The organism is Stenotrophomonas sp. PD6 (assembly GCF_049199305.1).
In the GTDB taxonomy this organism is placed as follows: domain Bacteria; phylum Pseudomonadota; class Gammaproteobacteria; order Xanthomonadales; family Xanthomonadaceae; genus Stenotrophomonas.
Genome location: NZ_JBLZQD010000011.1, coordinates 89,932 through 106,244, shown reverse-complemented (window position 1 = coordinate 106,244; position 16,313 = coordinate 89,932). Strand labels below are relative to the sequence as shown.

11 protein-coding genes and 2 tRNA genes are annotated in these 16,313 nt (G+C 67.3%); 1 reads left to right on the top strand and 12 read right to left on the bottom strand.

From position 1 onward, the window contains the following. Nucleotides 1-41 precede the first annotated feature (41 nt). The 7 genes from lpxK to uvrB form a co-directional block, all read right to left on the bottom strand. On the bottom strand, nucleotides 42-1,064 hold the full coding sequence (lpxK, locus tag ACOZHM_RS15205; protein ID WP_421570150.1) for a tetraacyldisaccharide 4'-kinase: 1,023 nt from the start codon (nucleotides 1,062-1,064) through the stop codon (nucleotides 42-44). Next, complete coding sequence (msbA, locus tag ACOZHM_RS15200) at nucleotides 1,064-2,812, bottom strand: lipid A export permease/ATP-binding protein MsbA (protein WP_421570149.1); 1,749 nt, start codon at nucleotides 2,810-2,812, stop codon at nucleotides 1,064-1,066. The genes lpxK and msbA overlap by 1 nt, the downstream gene beginning before the upstream one ends. Beyond that, entirely contained in the window at nucleotides 2,809-3,231 is a 423-nt protein-coding gene (locus ACOZHM_RS15195) for an ExbD/TolR family protein (protein ID WP_421570148.1), read from the bottom strand. The genes msbA and ACOZHM_RS15195 overlap by 4 nt, the downstream gene beginning before the upstream one ends. Nucleotides 3,232-3,234: 3 nt before the next feature. Further along, entirely contained in the window at nucleotides 3,235-3,909 is a 675-nt protein-coding gene (locus tag ACOZHM_RS15190; protein ID WP_421570147.1) for a MotA/TolQ/ExbB proton channel family protein, read from the bottom strand. A gap of 3 nt (nucleotides 3,910-3,912) precedes the next feature. After that, nucleotides 3,913-6,279, bottom strand: a complete 2,367-nt coding sequence (locus ACOZHM_RS15185; protein WP_421570146.1) for a DNA internalization-related competence protein ComEC/Rec2 — start codon at nucleotides 6,277-6,279, stop codon at nucleotides 3,913-3,915. Between the two features lie 220 nt (nucleotides 6,280-6,499). Then, nucleotides 6,500-6,574, bottom strand: a tRNA-Val gene (locus tag ACOZHM_RS15180). A gap of 106 nt (nucleotides 6,575-6,680) precedes the next feature. Then, nucleotides 6,681-8,705 (bottom strand): excinuclease ABC subunit UvrB, encoded by a 2,025-nt coding sequence (uvrB, locus tag ACOZHM_RS15175; protein ID WP_421570145.1) that lies wholly within the window; start codon nucleotides 8,703-8,705, stop codon nucleotides 6,681-6,683. Nucleotides 8,706-8,858: 153 nt separating this feature from the next. Between uvrB and ACOZHM_RS15170 the strand changes: the two genes are divergently transcribed. Beyond that, nucleotides 8,859-9,389 (top strand): GspH/FimT family protein, encoded by a 531-nt coding sequence (locus ACOZHM_RS15170; protein ID WP_421570144.1) that lies wholly within the window; start codon nucleotides 8,859-8,861, stop codon nucleotides 9,387-9,389. Nucleotides 9,390-9,430: 41 nt separating this feature from the next. Here ACOZHM_RS15170 and ACOZHM_RS15165 read toward each other — a convergent pair. The 5 genes from ACOZHM_RS15165 to ACOZHM_RS15145 all read right to left on the bottom strand — a co-directional run bounded on the left by ACOZHM_RS15165 (nucleotide 9,431) and on the right by ACOZHM_RS15145 (nucleotide 16,313). Continuing rightward, nucleotides 9,431-9,507 (bottom strand) — tRNA-Asn (locus ACOZHM_RS15165). A gap of 75 nt (nucleotides 9,508-9,582) precedes the next feature. After that, a complete protein-coding gene (locus ACOZHM_RS15160; RefSeq protein ID WP_421570143.1) occupies nucleotides 9,583-9,993 on the bottom strand; it encodes a type IV pilin protein in 411 nt (136 codons plus the stop codon). A 23-nt stretch (nucleotides 9,994-10,016) separates the two neighbouring features. Next, a complete protein-coding gene (locus tag ACOZHM_RS15155; protein WP_421570142.1) occupies nucleotides 10,017-14,666 on the bottom strand; it encodes a pilus assembly protein in 4,650 nt (1,549 codons plus the stop codon). After that, complete coding sequence (locus ACOZHM_RS15150; protein ID WP_421570141.1) at nucleotides 14,663-15,145, bottom strand: pilus assembly PilX family protein; 483 nt, start codon at nucleotides 15,143-15,145, stop codon at nucleotides 14,663-14,665. Before ACOZHM_RS15150 ends, ACOZHM_RS15155 begins: the two co-directional genes overlap by 4 nt. A gap of 7 nt (nucleotides 15,146-15,152) precedes the next feature. Then, complete coding sequence (locus ACOZHM_RS15145; RefSeq protein WP_421570140.1) at nucleotides 15,153-16,313, bottom strand: PilW family protein; 1,161 nt, start codon at nucleotides 16,311-16,313, stop codon at nucleotides 15,153-15,155.

The following is a 16,313-nucleotide window of genomic DNA, read 5'->3' as shown; positions in this document are numbered from 1 at the left end:
GAAACTCTCGACAGTGACGCGGAATGACGGGGATGGAGCGCTCAACGCTTGCCGAGTTTATCGACCCGGTCCAGCAGGTTGACCCAGAACGCGGCAGGCAGATCGGCCGCCAGCGGCACCGCGAAGTGCCATTCGTTGGCAAAGACCTTGCACTTCACCGCGTCTTTTTCGGTCATCAGCACCGGGAGTTCGCTGCCGAAGCGCAGGTCCGACGCCTGGTACGCGTGGTGATCGGCAAAGGCATGCGGCACCACACCGATGCCGTGTGCGCGCAGCATGTCGAAGAAACGCTGCGGGTGCGCGATGCCGGCCACGGCATGCACGCGCTGGCCACGGAAATGCGCCAGCGCACGCGCGCGTCCACCGCTGAGCGGCTGCGCCGTGTCGATGTGCAGCTGCATGGGCCATTCGCCGAAACCGCACGCGGCCAGCGCCGAGGCCTCGGCACTGGCCTGGCCGAGGTTGACGACCCGGAAGTCGCATTCCTGGGCGCGGCTGGCCGGCTCACGCAGCGGGCCGGCCGGTATCAGCCGGCCATTGCCATAGCGGCGCTGCGCGTCGACCACTTCAATTTCGATATCGCGCGCCAGCCGATAGTGCTGCAGGCCGTCGTCGCAGACGATGATGTCGCAGCCCGCTTCGACCAGCGCCCTGCCCGCGGCCACCCGGTCGGCGTCCACACGTACCGGCACCCCGGTCTTCCACGCGATCAGCACCGGCTCGTCACCGCCCAGCGCGGTGGCGGTGGTCGCCTCCACCCAGCGCGGCACGTTGGCCTGCTCGCGCCCGTAGCCGCGGCTGGCCACGCCGGGCTTCCAGCCGGCCTCACGCAGGCGCTGGACCAGGGCGATCGTCAACGGGGTCTTGCCGGTGCCGCCGGCCGTGACGTTGCCGACCACGATCACCGGCACCGGCAGCGCGTGCCGCTTCAGCCAGCGCCGCCGGTACAGCGCGCGGCGCACGGCGACCATCCCGGCATACAGCGGTGCCAGCAGGCGCGCGGCAAACGGAACCGCACTGCCGTCGTACCAGTACGACGGCGTCTGGGACCCCTTGGACGCCATCAGGTCTGCCTTTCGCGGAACTGCATCTTGTGCAGGTGCTCGTACAGGCCACCCAGCGCCAGCAGCTCTTCATGGGTGCCACGCTCGACGATGCGGCCATGGTCCATGACCAGCACCTGGTCGGCGTGTTCGATGGTCGACAGGCGGTGTGCGATCACCAGCGTGGTGCGCTCGGGCATCAGCCGCTGCAGCGCGTCCTGCACCAGACGCTCGGATTCGTTGTCGAGCGCGGCGGTGGCCTCATCGAGGATCAGCACCGGTGCATCGCGCAGGATCGCGCGGGCGATCGCCAGACGCTGGCGCTGGCCGCCGGACAGCAGCGCGCCGTTCTCGCCCACCGGGGTCTGCAGCTGCTGCGGCATGCGTGCGATGAACTCCCAGGCATTGGCCGCCTCGGCGGCCGCGCGGATCTGGTCCTCACTGGCCTCCATGCCGTAGGCGATGTTGGCCGCCACGGTGTCATCGAACAGCATCACCTTCTGCCCCACCATCGCGACCTGGCGGCGCAGGTCGGCCAGCGGGTACTCGTCCAGCGGCACGCCATCCAGGCGGATGCAGCCCCCATTCGGCTCGTAGAAGCGCGGCACCAGCCGGATCAGGCTGGTCTTGCCGCTGCCGGAACGGCCGACGATGGCGGTGACGGTGCCCGGCTTGGCGACGAAGCTGATGTCGTCCAGCGCGATGCCGGTGTCTTCGCGGTAGCGCAGCATCACGTGTTCGAACGACAGCTCGCCACGCACGCGCTGCACGCGCGTGGTGCCCTCGTCACGCTCGACCGGCATGTCGAGGATGCCGAACAGGCGTTCGGCGGCGGCCACACCACGCGAGATCGAGGTCTGCACGCTGGTCAGGCGGCGCAGCGACGGAATGATCGCCATCATCGAGGTCATCAGGCCCATGAACTGGCCGGCGTTGAGCCTGCCGGCGAGCGCCTCGCGGGTGGATACCCAGACAATCACGGCCAGTGCCAGCGCGGCCAGGAACTGCACGGTGCTGGAGGCCAGCGCGCGCGTGGTTTCAACCTTCATGTTCAGGCTGAGCATGCGGTTGGCCAGCCTGGAGTAGCGCGAGATCTCGTGGCGCTGGGTGCCGTGCACCTTCACTTCCTGCTGGGCGGCCAGCGACTGCTCGGCGGTCTGGGCCATGTTGCCCATGCCGTCCTGGATGCCGCGGCTGATCCGGCGATAGCGCTTGCCCACGACGGAGACGATGACGCCGATCAGCGGCACCACCACCAGCATCGCCACGGTCACCTTGACGCTCATCTGCAGCATCACCACCAGCATCGCGATGATGGTGAGGGTGTCGGCCACCAGGGTCTTGAGCGCATCGGCGCTGGCCTGGGTGACCTGCTCGGTGTCGTAGTTGAGGCGGCTGACCATCACCGGCGTCGCCTCGCTGTCGAAATGCGAGGACGGCAGGTGCAGGTATTTTTCCAGGACCTGCTCGCGCAGGTCGCGCACCACGCTGCGGCCGGTGCGGGCCAACGCATAGTCACTGACCAGGGTGGCCAGGCTGCGCATCATGAACAGACCCAGGATGGTCAGCGGCAGGATCACCGCCATGCGCGGCTCGGGGTTGACGAAGCCACGGTTGACCAGCGGTTCCATCAGCTTGGTGAAGTTGTACCCGGCCAAGGCCTCGATCACCATGGCGATCACCGCGGCCACCATGAACACCCAGTAGGCGCGCGTGTAGCCGAGCAGGCGTTTGTAGATCGGCCAGACCGGCGCGTGTTGTTTACTCATGGACGCACCTCCGGCGCGGTAGCGATGGCGATGCGGCGGAAGCCGAGCTGACCCAGGGCATCCTGGGCGGTGACCACGGCCTGGTACGGGGTGCGCGCATCGGCACGCAGCAGCACGGTCTGTTCACGGTCGCTGCCGGCCACGGCGGCGATGGTCTGCTTGACCGACTCCACGTCGGTGCGCAGCACTTCCTGGTCGTTGATGAAGTAACGGCCCTCGGCGTTGACCAGCACGCTCAGCGAGCGCGGCGGCTCGGTGGTGTTCTGTTCGCTGGCGGTGGGCAGCTGCAGCTGCAGCGTCGAGCGCGCGTCGAAGGTGGTGGTGACCACGAAGAAGATGATCAGCACGAGGATGACGTCGATCAGCGGAACCAGATCGATGTGCACCTCGTCCTGGACCCGGTCATTGCGGATGCGCATCCGTCAGCCCTTGACCGTCACGGGCGCGGCGGTCGCCGGCGCGGCGGCAGGCTTGGCCGTGCCGTTCATGACGCCGGGGCGGCCATCCAGCGCATCGAGCAGGGCCGAGGCCTCCATTTCCATCTCGATCACGTAGCCACCGATGCGGCCCTTGAAGTAGCGATGGAACATCAACGCGGGAATGGCCACGATCATGCCGGTCGCGGTGCAGACCAGCGCCTTGCCGATGCCGCCGGCGAGCTGGTTCACGTCGCCCACGCCATGGTCGAGGATGCCCAGGAACATCTGGATCATGCCCACCACGGTACCCAGCAGGCCCAGCAGCGGGCCGGCCGAGGCGATCGTGCCCAACGCGTTCAGGAAACGCTCCATACGGTGCACCAGGTGGCGACCGGCATCCTCGATGCGTTCGCGGATCTGGTCGCGCGGACGGTTGCGCGCTTCCAGCGCGACGGCCAGCAGCGCGCCCAGCGGCGAATTCGCCCGCAGCGACTGGATGTGATTCGGATCGAGCTTGCCGCGCGCGGCCCAGTTGCGCACTTCCTGGCCCAGCCCCGGGGGCAGGACCTCATTGCGCCGCAAGGTCCAGAAACGCTCCAGGACGATTGCCAAAGCCAGTACACCCAACAGCAGCAGCGGCACCATCGGCCAGCCACCGGCCTTGACCAGTTCCCACACGTTTCAACCCTCCGGCCCATTGGCCGCCTGTTTGATCGCCGATAGGATAGCAGCCGGCCGCGCCCGCTCCGCGGCATCCCACCAATGCCGCTCGAAAAGACGCTGTTCACGCACCTGCAGCCCGTCCCGGCCCAGCCAGATGCGCAGCGCGCCGCTGTCGGCGGTGTTCAGGACCTCGGCGCCCACCGCCTGCCAGCGCGCCACCACCTCGCGGCGCGGGTGGCCGAACCGGTTGCCGTGCCCGGCCGAGACCAGCGCCAGCCGCGGCGACACCGCGCGCACCCAGTCCGTACTGGACGACCCCGAACTGCCGTGATGCGGCACGATCACCGCCTCGGCGCGCAGCGCCTGCCGGTCCGCCTGCAGCAGCGCGGCTTCGACCGTGGCGCCGATGTCGCCCGCCAGCAGCACGGCGCCGCGCGGCGTGCCGATGCGCAGCACGCAGCTGCTTTCGTTACCCCGATAGCGCGCCCCCGCCGCCGGGTGCAGGTAACGGAAATCGACGCCATCCCAGCGCCAGCCCTGCCCTGCCGTGCAGGGCGCCTCGATGGCCGGCAACGCCCCGTGCGGCGCCTGCAGCGGCGGCTGGGCGAACGCCTGGCGCACCGCTGCGACGCCGCCCGCATGGTCGCGGTCGGCATGGCTCAGGACCAGCCGGTCAAGGCCTTGCTCTCCCAACGCGTGCAGGGTCGGCACCACGATCCGCTCGCCGGCATCGAAGCCGCCCTCGGCAGCCGGGCCGGCGTCGTACAGCAGCCGGTGGTCGCGGGTGCGCATCCACACCGCCAGTCCTTGGCCCACGTCCATCACCAGCAGTTCCACCTCGCCCTCGCCCGGCCGCTGCCGGGCCGGCCACAGCAGCGGCAGGCACAGCAACAGCGCTGGCAGGCGCGCGCCCGCCGCGCGCGGCAGCAGCAGCCAGAACACGCCCAGCACGGCGGCAAACAGCGCCGCGGCACCCGCCTGCGGCAACCACCACACTGCCAGCGCGCTGCGCGCCACCCCGCCGAACAGCCACCAGCTGGCCTCGAAGCACCACCCCGCCAGCTGCCAGGGCCAGCGCCCCGCGCCCGTCCACATCGCCTCCAGCGCGGTGCCCAGCAGCGCCAGCGGCACCACCACCAGGCTCCACCACGGAATCGCCAGCAGGTTGACCAGCGGGCCCGCGCGTGAGGCCTGGCCGAACAGCGCCACGCTCAGCGGCAACAGCGCCAGCGTTGCCACGCCCTGCGCGGCCAGGAACGTGCGCAGCCAATGCAGGTCGCGTCCTGGAAGGCACCAGACCAGCCACAGCACACCGGCGAAGCTCAGCCAGAAGCCGGGTGCCAGCACCGACAGCGGATCGGCCAGCAGCAGCACCAGTGCGGCCAGGGACAGCGCCTGGCCCACCGTGCACGGCCGCCGTGCGCAGCGCGCCATCGCCACGACCGCGATCATCAGCACGGTGCGCACCGTGGGCAGGGCGAAACCCGCGATTGCGGCATACAGGGCAGCGCCCACGACCGCTGCGGTAGCGGCCGCGAGCGGCCTCGGCAAGGCCCGCCCCAGCCCGGGCAGCACCCGCCAACCCAGCGCCGCCAGCCATGCCGCGAAGCCGGCGACCAGCCCCACATGGAAGCCGGAGATCGCCACCAGGTGGGTCAGCCCCAGCGCGCGCAGATCAGCCCAGTCCTGCGCCAGCAGTCCACGCGTGTCACCCAGCGCCAGCGCCTGCACGAAGCGTGCGCCCTGCCCCTGCACCTGGCGGGCAATGGCCGTCGCCATCCGCTCGCGCCAGGCCGGCAGCCCCACCGGCTCCCCCAGCGCGCTGGCCGGCGCGCGCACATGGCCACTGCCGGCCACGCGCTGCAGCAGCGCATGCCGCTCGGCGTCGAACCCGCCCGGGTTGCGCAGCCCACGCGGCGCGCGCAGCCGGGCCTGCAGCGACCAGCGCTGCCCGGCCCGCACTGTGCGACGGAGGCCCGGCGCCGCTGCGGGGGCCGGGTCGTGCCAGCTCAACTCCACCTCGCGTCCACGCAGCCGCACCGGCATGCGCGGGTCATCGTCGACACGAAAGCGGAACCGCGTGCCCCGCAGTCCGTGCCGGGGCAGATCCACGACGCGCCCCTGCAAGGTGTATTCGACTGCAGCGGGCTGCACCGGAAGTTGCGCGGCCAAGGCCGCGTGTCCGTTCAGGGCCGCCCAACCCGCGCCAACCAGCAGTGCGCCGCACCCGCGTGCGCGCGGCCACAGGCACCACGCGATGCCGCCCGGGATCAGCGCACCCCATGCCGCCCACGGCGGCAACAGCACCGGTGCAAAGACCACCGCGCAGACGCCCAACAGCAGCGCAGCCGCGCAGCCCTTGCCGAACATCGGCACGGCGGGCATGGCGGGCACGCGAAGGGGAGAAGCGGGAGGAAACGAGAGTGGCACGCGGGCAGGCCTGTCGACACAGCCTGCAGCGTTGGCGAGTAGCGCGCGTTGCACCATCGGGCACGTGCGCGTCGGCGCGTCGGGAACGGCCGCGCGGCGCTGAAACGCACATAGCAAAAAAGCCGACCTGAGGGCCGGCTTTTCTGTTGATCCACTGCAGTCGCTGGGACTGGAGTGGTGGGCGGTACAGGGTTCGAACCTGTGACCCCTACCATGTCAAGGTAGTGCTCTACCGCTGAGCTAACCGCCCGTTTGTCTCGCTGCCCCGCTGCAATTGCGTCGGTGCAGGCCGCGTATATTACGGATACCCCGTGTGAAGAGCAACACTTTTGTGAAGGTATTTCACAACGCGTTGTTCAGCCCAGGCTGGCCTCCTTCAGCTGGCGGATCTGGTCGCGCACGCGCGCCGCATCTTCGAATTCCAGATCGCGGGCGTGCTGGTACATCTTCTGCTCCAGCGCCTGCAGGCGCTTGGCGATCTGGGCCGGCTCGAGGGTGCGGTAATCCACCGCCTCTTCCGCGACCCGCCCGCTCTTGCCCTTGCCTTTGCCGCGCGCCTCTTTCTCGGCCGCATCCGAGCGTGCGCCTTCCAGCACATCGGTGATCGGACGCAGCACCGACTTGGGCACGATGCCATGCGCAGTGTTGTATTCCACCTGCTTGGCGCGGCGACGGTCGGTCTCGTCGATTGCCGCCTGCATCGAACGCGTCATCTTGTCCGCATACAGGATCGCCTTGCCGCGCAGGTTGCGCGCGGCGCGGCCGATGGTCTGGATCAGCGAACCGGTGGAACGCAGGAAGCCTTCCTTGTCCGCATCGAGAATCGCCACCAGCGAGACCTCGGGCATGTCCAGCCCTTCGCGCAGCAGGTTGATGCCGACCAGCACGTCGAACTTGCCCAGGCGCAGGTCGCGGATGATCTCCACGCGTTCGACGGTATCGATGTCCGAGTGCAGGTAGCGCACGCGGATGCCGTGCTCGGTGAGGTACTCGGTGAGGTTCTCCGCCATGCGCTTGGTCAGGGTGGTGACCAGCACGCGGTCGCCCAGCTTGATGCGCTCATTGACCTCGCTCATCAGGTCGTCGACCTGCGTGCCGACCGGGCGGATCTCCACCACCGGGTCGATCAGGCCGGTCGGGCGCACCACCAGTTCGGTGATCTCGTCGGCCGCTTCGCGCAGTTCGTAGGGTCCGGGCGTGGCCGACACGTAGATGCTGCGCGGGCAGCGCGCTTCCCATTCTTCGAAACGCAGCGGTCGGTTGTCCAGCGCCGACGGCAGACGGAAGCCGAATTCCACCAGCGTCTCTTTGCGCGAGCGGTCGCCCTTGAACATCGCGCCGATCTGCGGAATGGTCACGTGCGATTCGTCGATGACCAGGAGCGCATCCGGCGGCAGGTAATCGAACAACGTCGGCGGCGGCTCGCCCGGGGCCTTCCCGGTGAGATGCCGCGAGTAGTTTTCGATGCCGTTGCAGAAGCCCACTTCGGCCATCATTTCCAGGTCGAACTGGGTACGCTGGGCGAGGCGCTGCGCTTCCACCAGCTTGTTCTGCTCGTACAGCTGCTCCAGCCGCACCTTGAGTTCGGCCTTGATGGTATCCACCGCCGACAGCACGCGTTCGCGGGTGGTGGCGTAGTGGGTCTTGGGGTACACCGTGTATCGTTGCAGGCGGCGCAGGCTTTCGCCGGTGAGCGGATCGAACATGCTGATCTGCTCGACCTCGCCATCGAACAGCTCGATGCGCACCGCCTCGCTGTCCGATTCGGCCGGGAAGATGTCGATCACCTCGCCGCGCACGCGGAATGTGCCGCGGTGCAGCTCGTACTCGTTGCGCGTGTACTGCAGCTGGGTGAGGTGGTTGATCAGATCGCGCTGGTCGATGCGCTCGCCGGTGGACAGGATCAGGCGCAGCGACAGATAGTCTTCCGGCGCGCCCAGGCCGTAGATTGCCGAGACCGTGGCCACCACGATGGCGTCGGGCCGCGACAGCAGGGTCTTGGTCGCCGCCAGGCGCATCTGCTCGATGTGCTCGTTGATCGAACTGTCCTTCTCGATGAAGGTGTCCGACGACGGCACATAGGCTTCCGGCTGGTAGTAGTCGTAGTAGCTGACGAAGTACTCCACCGCGTTGTGCGGGAAGAACGCCTTGAACTCCCCGTACAGCTGCGCGGCCAGCGTCTTGTTCGGCGCCATCACCAGCGTGGGCTTCTGCACCCGCTGGATGACGTTGGCGATGGTGTAGGTCTTGCCCGAGCCGGTCACGCCGAGCAGGGTCTGCTTGGCGACACCGGCCTCGAAGTTGGCCGTCAGCTTCTCGATCGCCGCCGGCTGGTCACCCGCCGGGGAATACGGAGATACAAGTTCGAAGCGATCGCTCATGGTGCCGCCATTGACTGGGCCTTCCATTATACCGGGGGCCAGAGTGACGGCCGGCTGAGGGGTCTCCCCATGACCTGCGGTGGCAAGCGCCTACGGCGTGGGCGCGCACGAACGTTCAGCCTGTGGATTCGACCGAGCTTCCAGGCCCCTTGCGTGCCCCTCATCGTCCCGTCCCCTGCCCGCCACGCCGGCACCAGCCTGCTGCAGATGCTGGTGGCATTGCTCTTGCTGGCGATCCTTGCCACGCTGGCATGGCCTTCATTCAGCGACGTCCTGGACCGGCTTCGCGCCGAAACCCTGCGCTCGCAACTGGTCGCGCTGCTGTCCACCGCGCGCAGCACCGCCGTCACCCGCCATCAGCACGTGCAGGCCTGCCCGAGCAGTGATGGTTCAACCTGCGGAGACGACTGGAGCCATGGCTGGCTGCTGTTTCCTGCCCCACCGCCGTCGACACCGGAGCTGCGCCCGGTGGCCTGGCTCGCCGAGCAACGGACGCCCGGGCCGGTGCGCGCGATCGGCAACCGGCAGAGGGTGCATTTCAGGCCCGACGGGCGCACCGGCGGCAACAACCTGAGCATCGCCATCTGCGTCGCCGGACGGCTGCACAGCCGTGTGGTGGTCAGCGTGCCCGGCCGGGTGCGCAGCGAGCGCCCGACCGGGTCCGTCTCCTGCCGCGACGACTGAAAAAACAAAGGCCGCGATTGCTCGCGGCCTTTGCAGAATGATGGCGCCCGAAGTTGGACTCGAACCAACGACCCCCTGATTAACAGTCAAGTGCTCTAACCGGCTGAGCTATTCGGGCGGGGTGCGCATTCTACCCAGCTTCCCGTCAGGGATGCAAGGCTTGCCGACAGCCACGCCACCGCGATGATCGACGTTACCAGCAGCCTGCCACGGTGGCGTTGTTGGGTGTCTTGCGACCGGCCTGGTCCAAGGTCATGGTGCCGCACTTGTCCTTGCTCTGCGCGGTATCGGGGGTGACGGTCAGCGTGAACGCGGATGCCGACTGGTTACCCAGGCCCAGCGTGTAACGCGCCGTCCCGTCACGCGGCGACTGCGCGAACGGAAGTGCGAACCCCACGTAGGTGTTCTGCACCGTGTGATACCGCTCCAGCTGCTGCGCCACTTCGACCATGTCGGCCTTTGCCTGGGCCCGACGCGATTTACGCACATGGTCGGCGTAGGACGGAATCGCCACGGCGGCAAGAATGGCCACCACCGCCACCGTGATCATCAGCTCGATCAGGGTAAAGCCGCGCACACGCTGGCGGGAGAACGGTCGCTGCATGGGACACCTCGATACGGAAGTAATCATCGGATCTGCCGCCAGGACTGGCGGCCACACGGACGCGGCAGGTACAGCGGATCGGCACCCTGCGCGCGCATCACGAAGGTGCACTGCTCGGACTTGATCAGCTCATCGGCCGTGCAGGTGGACTGGGTCGGATCGCACGGCGTCAGCTTGGGCACGAAGATGTTGGTGTCCTTCACCGGCGGGCCCTGGTTGGGACCGTTGCCGGAGCCGCCCTTGGTCAGCGCGACACCGCCGCAGTTGCCGCTGCACACCGGGTCGCCGCCCACGGTCGGACTCAGCCCGGACATCGCGCCACCGCCAGTCAGCAGGTTCACCCCGTACAGCCAGTTCACACCGCCGCCAGTACCACAGATCGCCGTACCCGGAATGTAGGTGGTGAAGAACACGCTGCCGTTCTGGATGTTCGGGTTGCCTACGAAGCGCTCGCCCTCGACCGAACTGCCTACGATCAGATCGATGTACCAGCCGCGGGCGCTCGTGTAGGAGACCGCATTGCGGGAAACGTCGCGGACCGAATAGCCATTGCTGGCGGTACCGGTGGTGATCGTCTGCTGCACCAGGTTGGCACGCCCGCCCACTGCCGTGCTCAGGTTGTCCCAGACCCCGTACAGGGTCTGCACCGGCGAGCTGCTGCTGACTTGATTGTCATCGGCAGCGAAGTACTGGCCCGTACCGAAGTACAGGTTGACGCCACCACCCGGACCGGCCGCAACCTCGATGCCGCTCATGATCGGCTGCGCCGCATTGTTGCGGGAGGCGGTGAACAACGGCGCGCCGTTGAGCGCCACGTTCCAGTTGTCCGGATTGGTGTCGGACAGGTCGAACTTCCACAGGTTGCCCTGCATGTCGCCGCCGTACACCGTATCGGTGACGCCGTCGTTGTTGCGCAGCGCGACCGTGGCGATGTTGATCAGGCCATTGCGGTTGGCATAGCCGGTACCGCTCGGCGAAAGCCGCTTGAGCACCTTGCCGGTCTGGATATCCACGACGAACAACGCCGCCTTGCCGCTTGTGGAGTTGACCCCGTTGCCGAACAGGGCAACGAAGCGCGGTGCAGACGTGGCGGAAGCCCCCGTCACCGGCACGATGACCGGCTTGCCCAGCACGAAGCCCAGGTCCGACTCGGTCTTGCCCGACACTTCCCACAGCACACTGCTGGCGCCGAAGCTGGACGGGTTGCTGACGTTCAGGCCGAACACGGAGCCGTTGCCGATCGCCGCTGCGTTGGGTGCCTTGCTGGCGCCGCCGGCGCCGGTGGTACCCACCAGCACGGTCTGCCAATTGCCACCGTAGTACACGTCCGACGAGGTCAGCGGTCCATCCACGTAGTAGCGGTGCCCATACTTGGGATTGGCCAGTTCGGAAATGTGCTGCAGCGCGGCCGACGGGATGAAGGCCAGCTCTTCCCTGCCCCCGGCAGCGCCATCGGAACCATTGAAACCGTGCACCATGCCGTCGTTCGCGCCGACGTAGATCATGGTAGGCGGACCTGCAGCGGCCGTCTTCGAGGTCAGATAGGTCGCATAAGCCGTGCCCAACGTGTTCTTCCAGGTCGTGGCGGACGCCGCCCATGACGCATAACCATAGTTGTCACGATTGGAGACGATCTCGGTGGTCGAATTGACGATGTCACCCAGCGGGGAGGTACGCGTGCGCAGGCCGGATACCGGCGAGCCGCGCAGGAACGTGACCAGGTTGGCCAGCGTCTTGCCGGAGAACCAGGCCGGAGTGGAATCGCTGAAGCCCAGCGCGGAGAGCTTGGCCGCATCGTTCGCGCCCGGCACATTGCCGGCAGTGAACTCGGCCACGGCGGCCGCCGTTACCGTGCCGTTGGCTGCAGTCGAGGTCGGCGCGGTTGCCATGTAGATGTTGCGCGCTGTGCTGCCAATACGGCTGGAGGCGCGCCACAACTCGCCACCGTCGCCGCCGGTGGCCGAGACGCGGTTGGCGACCACGTCGCCGGTCCAGTCGTAGGAACCCTGCGGCACCGTGAAGTGCGAGGTTACCGTGAACGAACCCGTCGTAATGCGCGCGCCAGTGCCGCTACCGCCGACCGGTGCATTGCCTTCGGCAGCGCTGTCGAAGATGCCTTCCAGCGCTTCCTTCAACTTGGTCGGGTTGCGGGCCAGGAAGTAGTTGTCCGGCACGCCGGCGACCTTGGAGTCCCACTTCTTGCCGGCGGTAACGCCATACTTGGCCGCGTACCACAGCGGGCTTTCCAGCTGGCCGGCCGCAGCGCCCGATGCCTTGTACTTCATGACGATCGGCGCCTGCCAGTCCGTCGGCGCGGTGTTGGAGGTGTTCAACACCGAGTTGTTGCTGTTGCCCGGGCGCAGCGTCAGCCGCTGCACGGTACTCGAAGCGTTGGAGCCGGAGATCGTGTAACCGGTCAGCATCGCGTTGCCCGCGTAGGCGGACAGGTTCTCGATGCGGATCAGGACTTCGTCGGCGCCCACGGTACCGTTGATGGTGCCGTTGGTGTTGCAGACCTTGGTGGTGCCATTGGCGGCGACCACGCTCTTGTTCGCATCGGCACGCCAGCAGATGTTGTTGAATCCACCCGTCTCGGTGCAGGTTGCGCCCACGCAGTAGCTGAGCATGGCGACCACGTCGTTGTCATGGTCGTTGCCCCACAGCGAATCCTCCCACACCAGCGAGAAGCTGCCGGCGCTGCCGTCGGCCTTGTACGGGCGGCCATAGACGTTGGCCTGGCTGGTGGTGGAGACCTTGGTACCAATGCCAACCGCGCCCAGGAAGCAGCTGCGCCAGCCAGAGGACGTGATCGCCGCGTTGCCGGTGTTGTTCGCTTGGCACAGCGGAGAGATGCCGATCTTGGCACCGGCAACGTTCACTTCGAACTTCGGCAGGTTTTCCGCCATCGCCACCGTGTACGTGGTGGCGGCCACCTTGTAGCTGGAGGGCTTGCCCTGCAGGCCGGGACGCAGATCGGTTTCAGCCGCCGACTTCGCCAGACCCGCCATCAGGTAGCTGCCTTCCATGGACGGAATATCGGGGCAGATGCCGCGCACCAGGCTCAGGTTGTTGACCAGGTTGCTCTGGCAGATGTCTTCGTGGGTATTGAGCGACGTGTAACGCGGCGTGGCACCGACGCGGCCGACCATGAAATTCTTGCCGGTCATGCCTTCGGCCACACCGATCGCATCGGTGGACGAGGCTGCCGCAGCCAGGCCGGTCACGGAACCGATGTTGTCGCTGTCAAACGACGGCAGGCCCGAGGACATCACCAGGATGTTGCAGGTCGCGCAGTAGGAATTGCCACCATCGGCCGGCAGACGGTACGGGTCTTTCCAGGCAATTGCGGTCGGCAGCCCGGCCAGATCGCCGGTATCGCCGTACACCTTGGCATCCTTGGTCACATAGCGCAGCGCCTCGGCATACATTTCGGCCAGCGGATTGCCCCAGGCGCTGCACTTCTGGCCACCGGTGCCGGGATCGGCCAGATTGCCGTTGCCGCCCTGCCCCTGGCGATTGAGGATGCTGTAGTTGTTGCAGTCGTTCCAGTTGCTGCTCCAGTTCCACTGGTCGATCTTGAATGCGGAGATGGTGTTGATCACACCCTCGGCGCTGGCATTCGCGCCTGCCTTCAAATAGCAGAACTGGCCGGTGGACAGATCGATCTCGTCGCCCGCGGCGCAGAACGCGGTGCCGTTGCCGGCGATCTTGCCGATGTTGCGGCGGAGCACACCACCGTCGCGCGGATTGGCATAGGTACCGGAAATAAGGCCGAAACGCAGACGACCGCTTTCTCCATAGTTCTGCAGCACGCCAACCGGCTTGTAGCGGTCGGTGGCGCCGTCGTTGTACTTGCGGCAATACCCTTCGCGCAGCGCGGTAGCGCCCGAGTCGCACACTTCCACGCGCACGGTGTAGCTGGTGGCCGCGCGCGGAACGTCGCCGCTGCCTTCGCCGCTGCGGTTGACGCCGCACTGGTAGCCTGCGGTGGAGGCCCACTCGGCCCAGGGCCCCGACGCCACCAGCATCTGCGGCACGCCGGTCGCCGAAGTAGTGGCGTTGCAGAACGACTGCGTGCCGCTGAGCGGGGTGAAGCTGCCGATGTCACCGCCCTGGTACACCTTGACCCAGGCGTGCAGATCGTTGGGGATCTGCGCGCGCTCGATCACGGTCTTGGTCAGGCTGTCGGTGGAGCGCTGCCCGCCGTAGAGCACGCTGCGCATCACATCCAGGCGGCTCATGGTCACCCAGTTGAGGAAGTTGCCCGACCACTGGCCGCTGCAGCTGTGGCCGTTGGTACCGGCGGCCTTCGCGGCAGCCTTGAACACACCCGTGGCGCCGGTGCTGGAGCTGGTGTAGCAGAGCTTGGAGTCGAAATACCCGCCGTACTCGAAGGCATCCAGATAGGTGGTGTCGAGGATGCCGTCTTCGTTCAGATCGCTGTAGTCGCTGTAGGCCTTGTTGAACAGCTGCTCATCGCGCGACATCACCATCATCATCAGCGGCGGCTGGCTCTGCTTGGTGTACAGCGGCTCCTGCGAGATATCGTAGTCACCCAGCGCCGCTCGCAGAGGCATCACCAGCGCGACGATCGCGGTGAGCGCCAACACGGCACCGCCGGCACGCAGCCAGTTGGCGGGAGTCATACGGGAGAAACGACGCTGGGTGGTCATGGGATGAAAACCGTGTCGATGACGGCGCTGGCCGAGGCGTTGGTGGCGGTGTCACTGGCCAGAGCCGTGACCTGGTAAATGTTTCCGGTTTCTTCGTTCTGACGCTTGCCCGTCTTGAAGCTGGACGCGGTGAAGCATTTGTCGATCCGGCGGGTGTAGCTGCCCGAGGCAGCGCTGGTGGCGTCCGCCCAGGTCAGCGGGTCGTAGGTGGGGCTGCACACTTCCTGGGTGGCCTTGTACACCTCGCCGCTTGCCAGTTGGGTCTCGATGGCCGTTTCCACCTGGCGTGCGTCCGATTCGGCGTTCTGGAACGCCTGATTGGTGCGCAGGTAGTTGGCGGCCATGCGCTCCTGCATGCCGGTGACCTGCATGCCCGCGATACCGATCAGGGCCAGCAGAATCAGCATGATCAGGGCGACATACAGCACCGCACCGCGCTGGGCGCGTGGGAGGGGCTGGCGGGACGTTCGGATGGCCATGGGAACCTCAGTTGCCATACAGGCGATTGCGGAGCGCGACCGTGCTCTGATACACGGCACGCATGCGCCCATCGGTGGGCGCGGTAAACGTGACGCCCATGGTGGTCAGGGCGGCGGCGCCGTCGGCCTGCCGGGCCGACGCGCGGTCCGGGCTGGACACGATCATGCCCAACTGCACGGCGCCGACGCGGCGCCAGGCGGTCGTTGTATCCGACAGCGATTCCTGGACCTGCTTGGCCGTGCCCTGCCGGTCGATGTAACCGCTTGGCGAGGTCGTGCTCAGCCGGCGATCCTGGCCGTACAGCAACTGCAGGTTCTCCACGCCCTCCACCATCGCTTCGGGTGCGCCCGCCACGAGCGCGCCATTGGGATTGGCGCTGAAGCGCACGCGGTAGAGGGACGACTGCGCGGTAGTCGCGTCGTAGCCCACGTAGAACACGATGCTCTCGGCCCGGTACAGCATGGTCTGGCCGTTGGTGTACAGGCTGGTGAACAGCGAGGTGTTGTTGGGTGCGTCGCCAAAGGTGACCGTACCGGCGGTAGCGTCGACCACGCGCGCCTGGAACAGGGTTGCCGACAGGCAGTCGGCTACACCGTAGAGGCCCGGCAGGGCCACGCCGCTGCGCAGCACGTCCATGCGTGACGCATCGAACGTGAACACCGGCCGCTGCAGGGTGCCACCGATCGCAGTGACGGGAACGCCGTCAGGCATCAGGTAGCGGAGCGAGACGATGTCGCTGCCGTCGACGCGGTTGGTCAGCGCGGCCGCAATCTCGGCCGGAAGCGCCGGCGTGTAGGCGGTGCCGCCCGTGGCCGGCGTGGTGGCCAGCGTGATCGCACTACCCGGCGCGCTGTTCGTCGCCTCGTACCCCTGGATGGACTGGTTGAAGTTGAGCGCCGGATGCGCGGCCGCGTTCAGCGTCGTCTGCAGCGAGCCCGGCGACTGCAGGGTGTGCGCCTGGTCGTTGATGCAGCCGAAGTGGCCGGCCATGCGCAGCTCGCGCTGCAGCGTATCCATCGCGAAGCGGCTGTTCTCCTGGACGCGGGCCAGGCCTTCAGACAGCCGGTAGGATTCGCGCGAGGCCGCGAAGACCTGGACAACGCCCAGCATCACCACCAGGCCAATCACCAGGGCGATCATCAGCTCGACCAGGGACAGGCCGGCCAT

Coding starts and splice junctions, on each gene's coding strand:
- lpxK (WP_421570150.1), bottom strand. CDS start 1,064: ATGGCGTCCAAGGGGTCCCAGACGCCGTCGTACTGGTACGACGGCAGT.
- msbA (WP_421570149.1), bottom strand. CDS start 2,812: ATGAGTAAACAACACGCGCCGGTCTGGCCGATCTACAAACGCCTGCTC.
- ACOZHM_RS15195 (WP_421570148.1), bottom strand. CDS start 3,231: ATGCGCATCCGCAATGACCGGGTCCAGGACGAGGTGCACATCGATCTG.
- ACOZHM_RS15185 (WP_421570146.1), bottom strand. CDS start 6,279: ATGCCCGCCGTGCCGATGTTCGGCAAGGGCTGCGCGGCTGCGCTGCTG.
- uvrB (WP_421570145.1), bottom strand. CDS start 8,705: ATGAGCGATCGCTTCGAACTTGTATCTCCGTATTCCCCGGCGGGTGAC.
- ACOZHM_RS15160 (WP_421570143.1), bottom strand. CDS start 9,993: ATGCAGCGACCGTTCTCCCGCCAGCGTGTGCGCGGCTTTACCCTGATC.
- ACOZHM_RS15155 (WP_421570142.1), bottom strand. CDS start 14,666: ATGACCACCCAGCGTCGTTTCTCCCGTATGACTCCCGCCAACTGGCTG.
- ACOZHM_RS15150 (WP_421570141.1), bottom strand. CDS start 15,145: ATGGCCATCCGAACGTCCCGCCAGCCCCTCCCACGCGCCCAGCGCGGT.
- ACOZHM_RS15145 (WP_421570140.1), bottom strand. CDS start 16,313: ATGGCCGGCCTGTCCCTGGTCGAGCTGATGATCGCCCTGGTGATTGGC.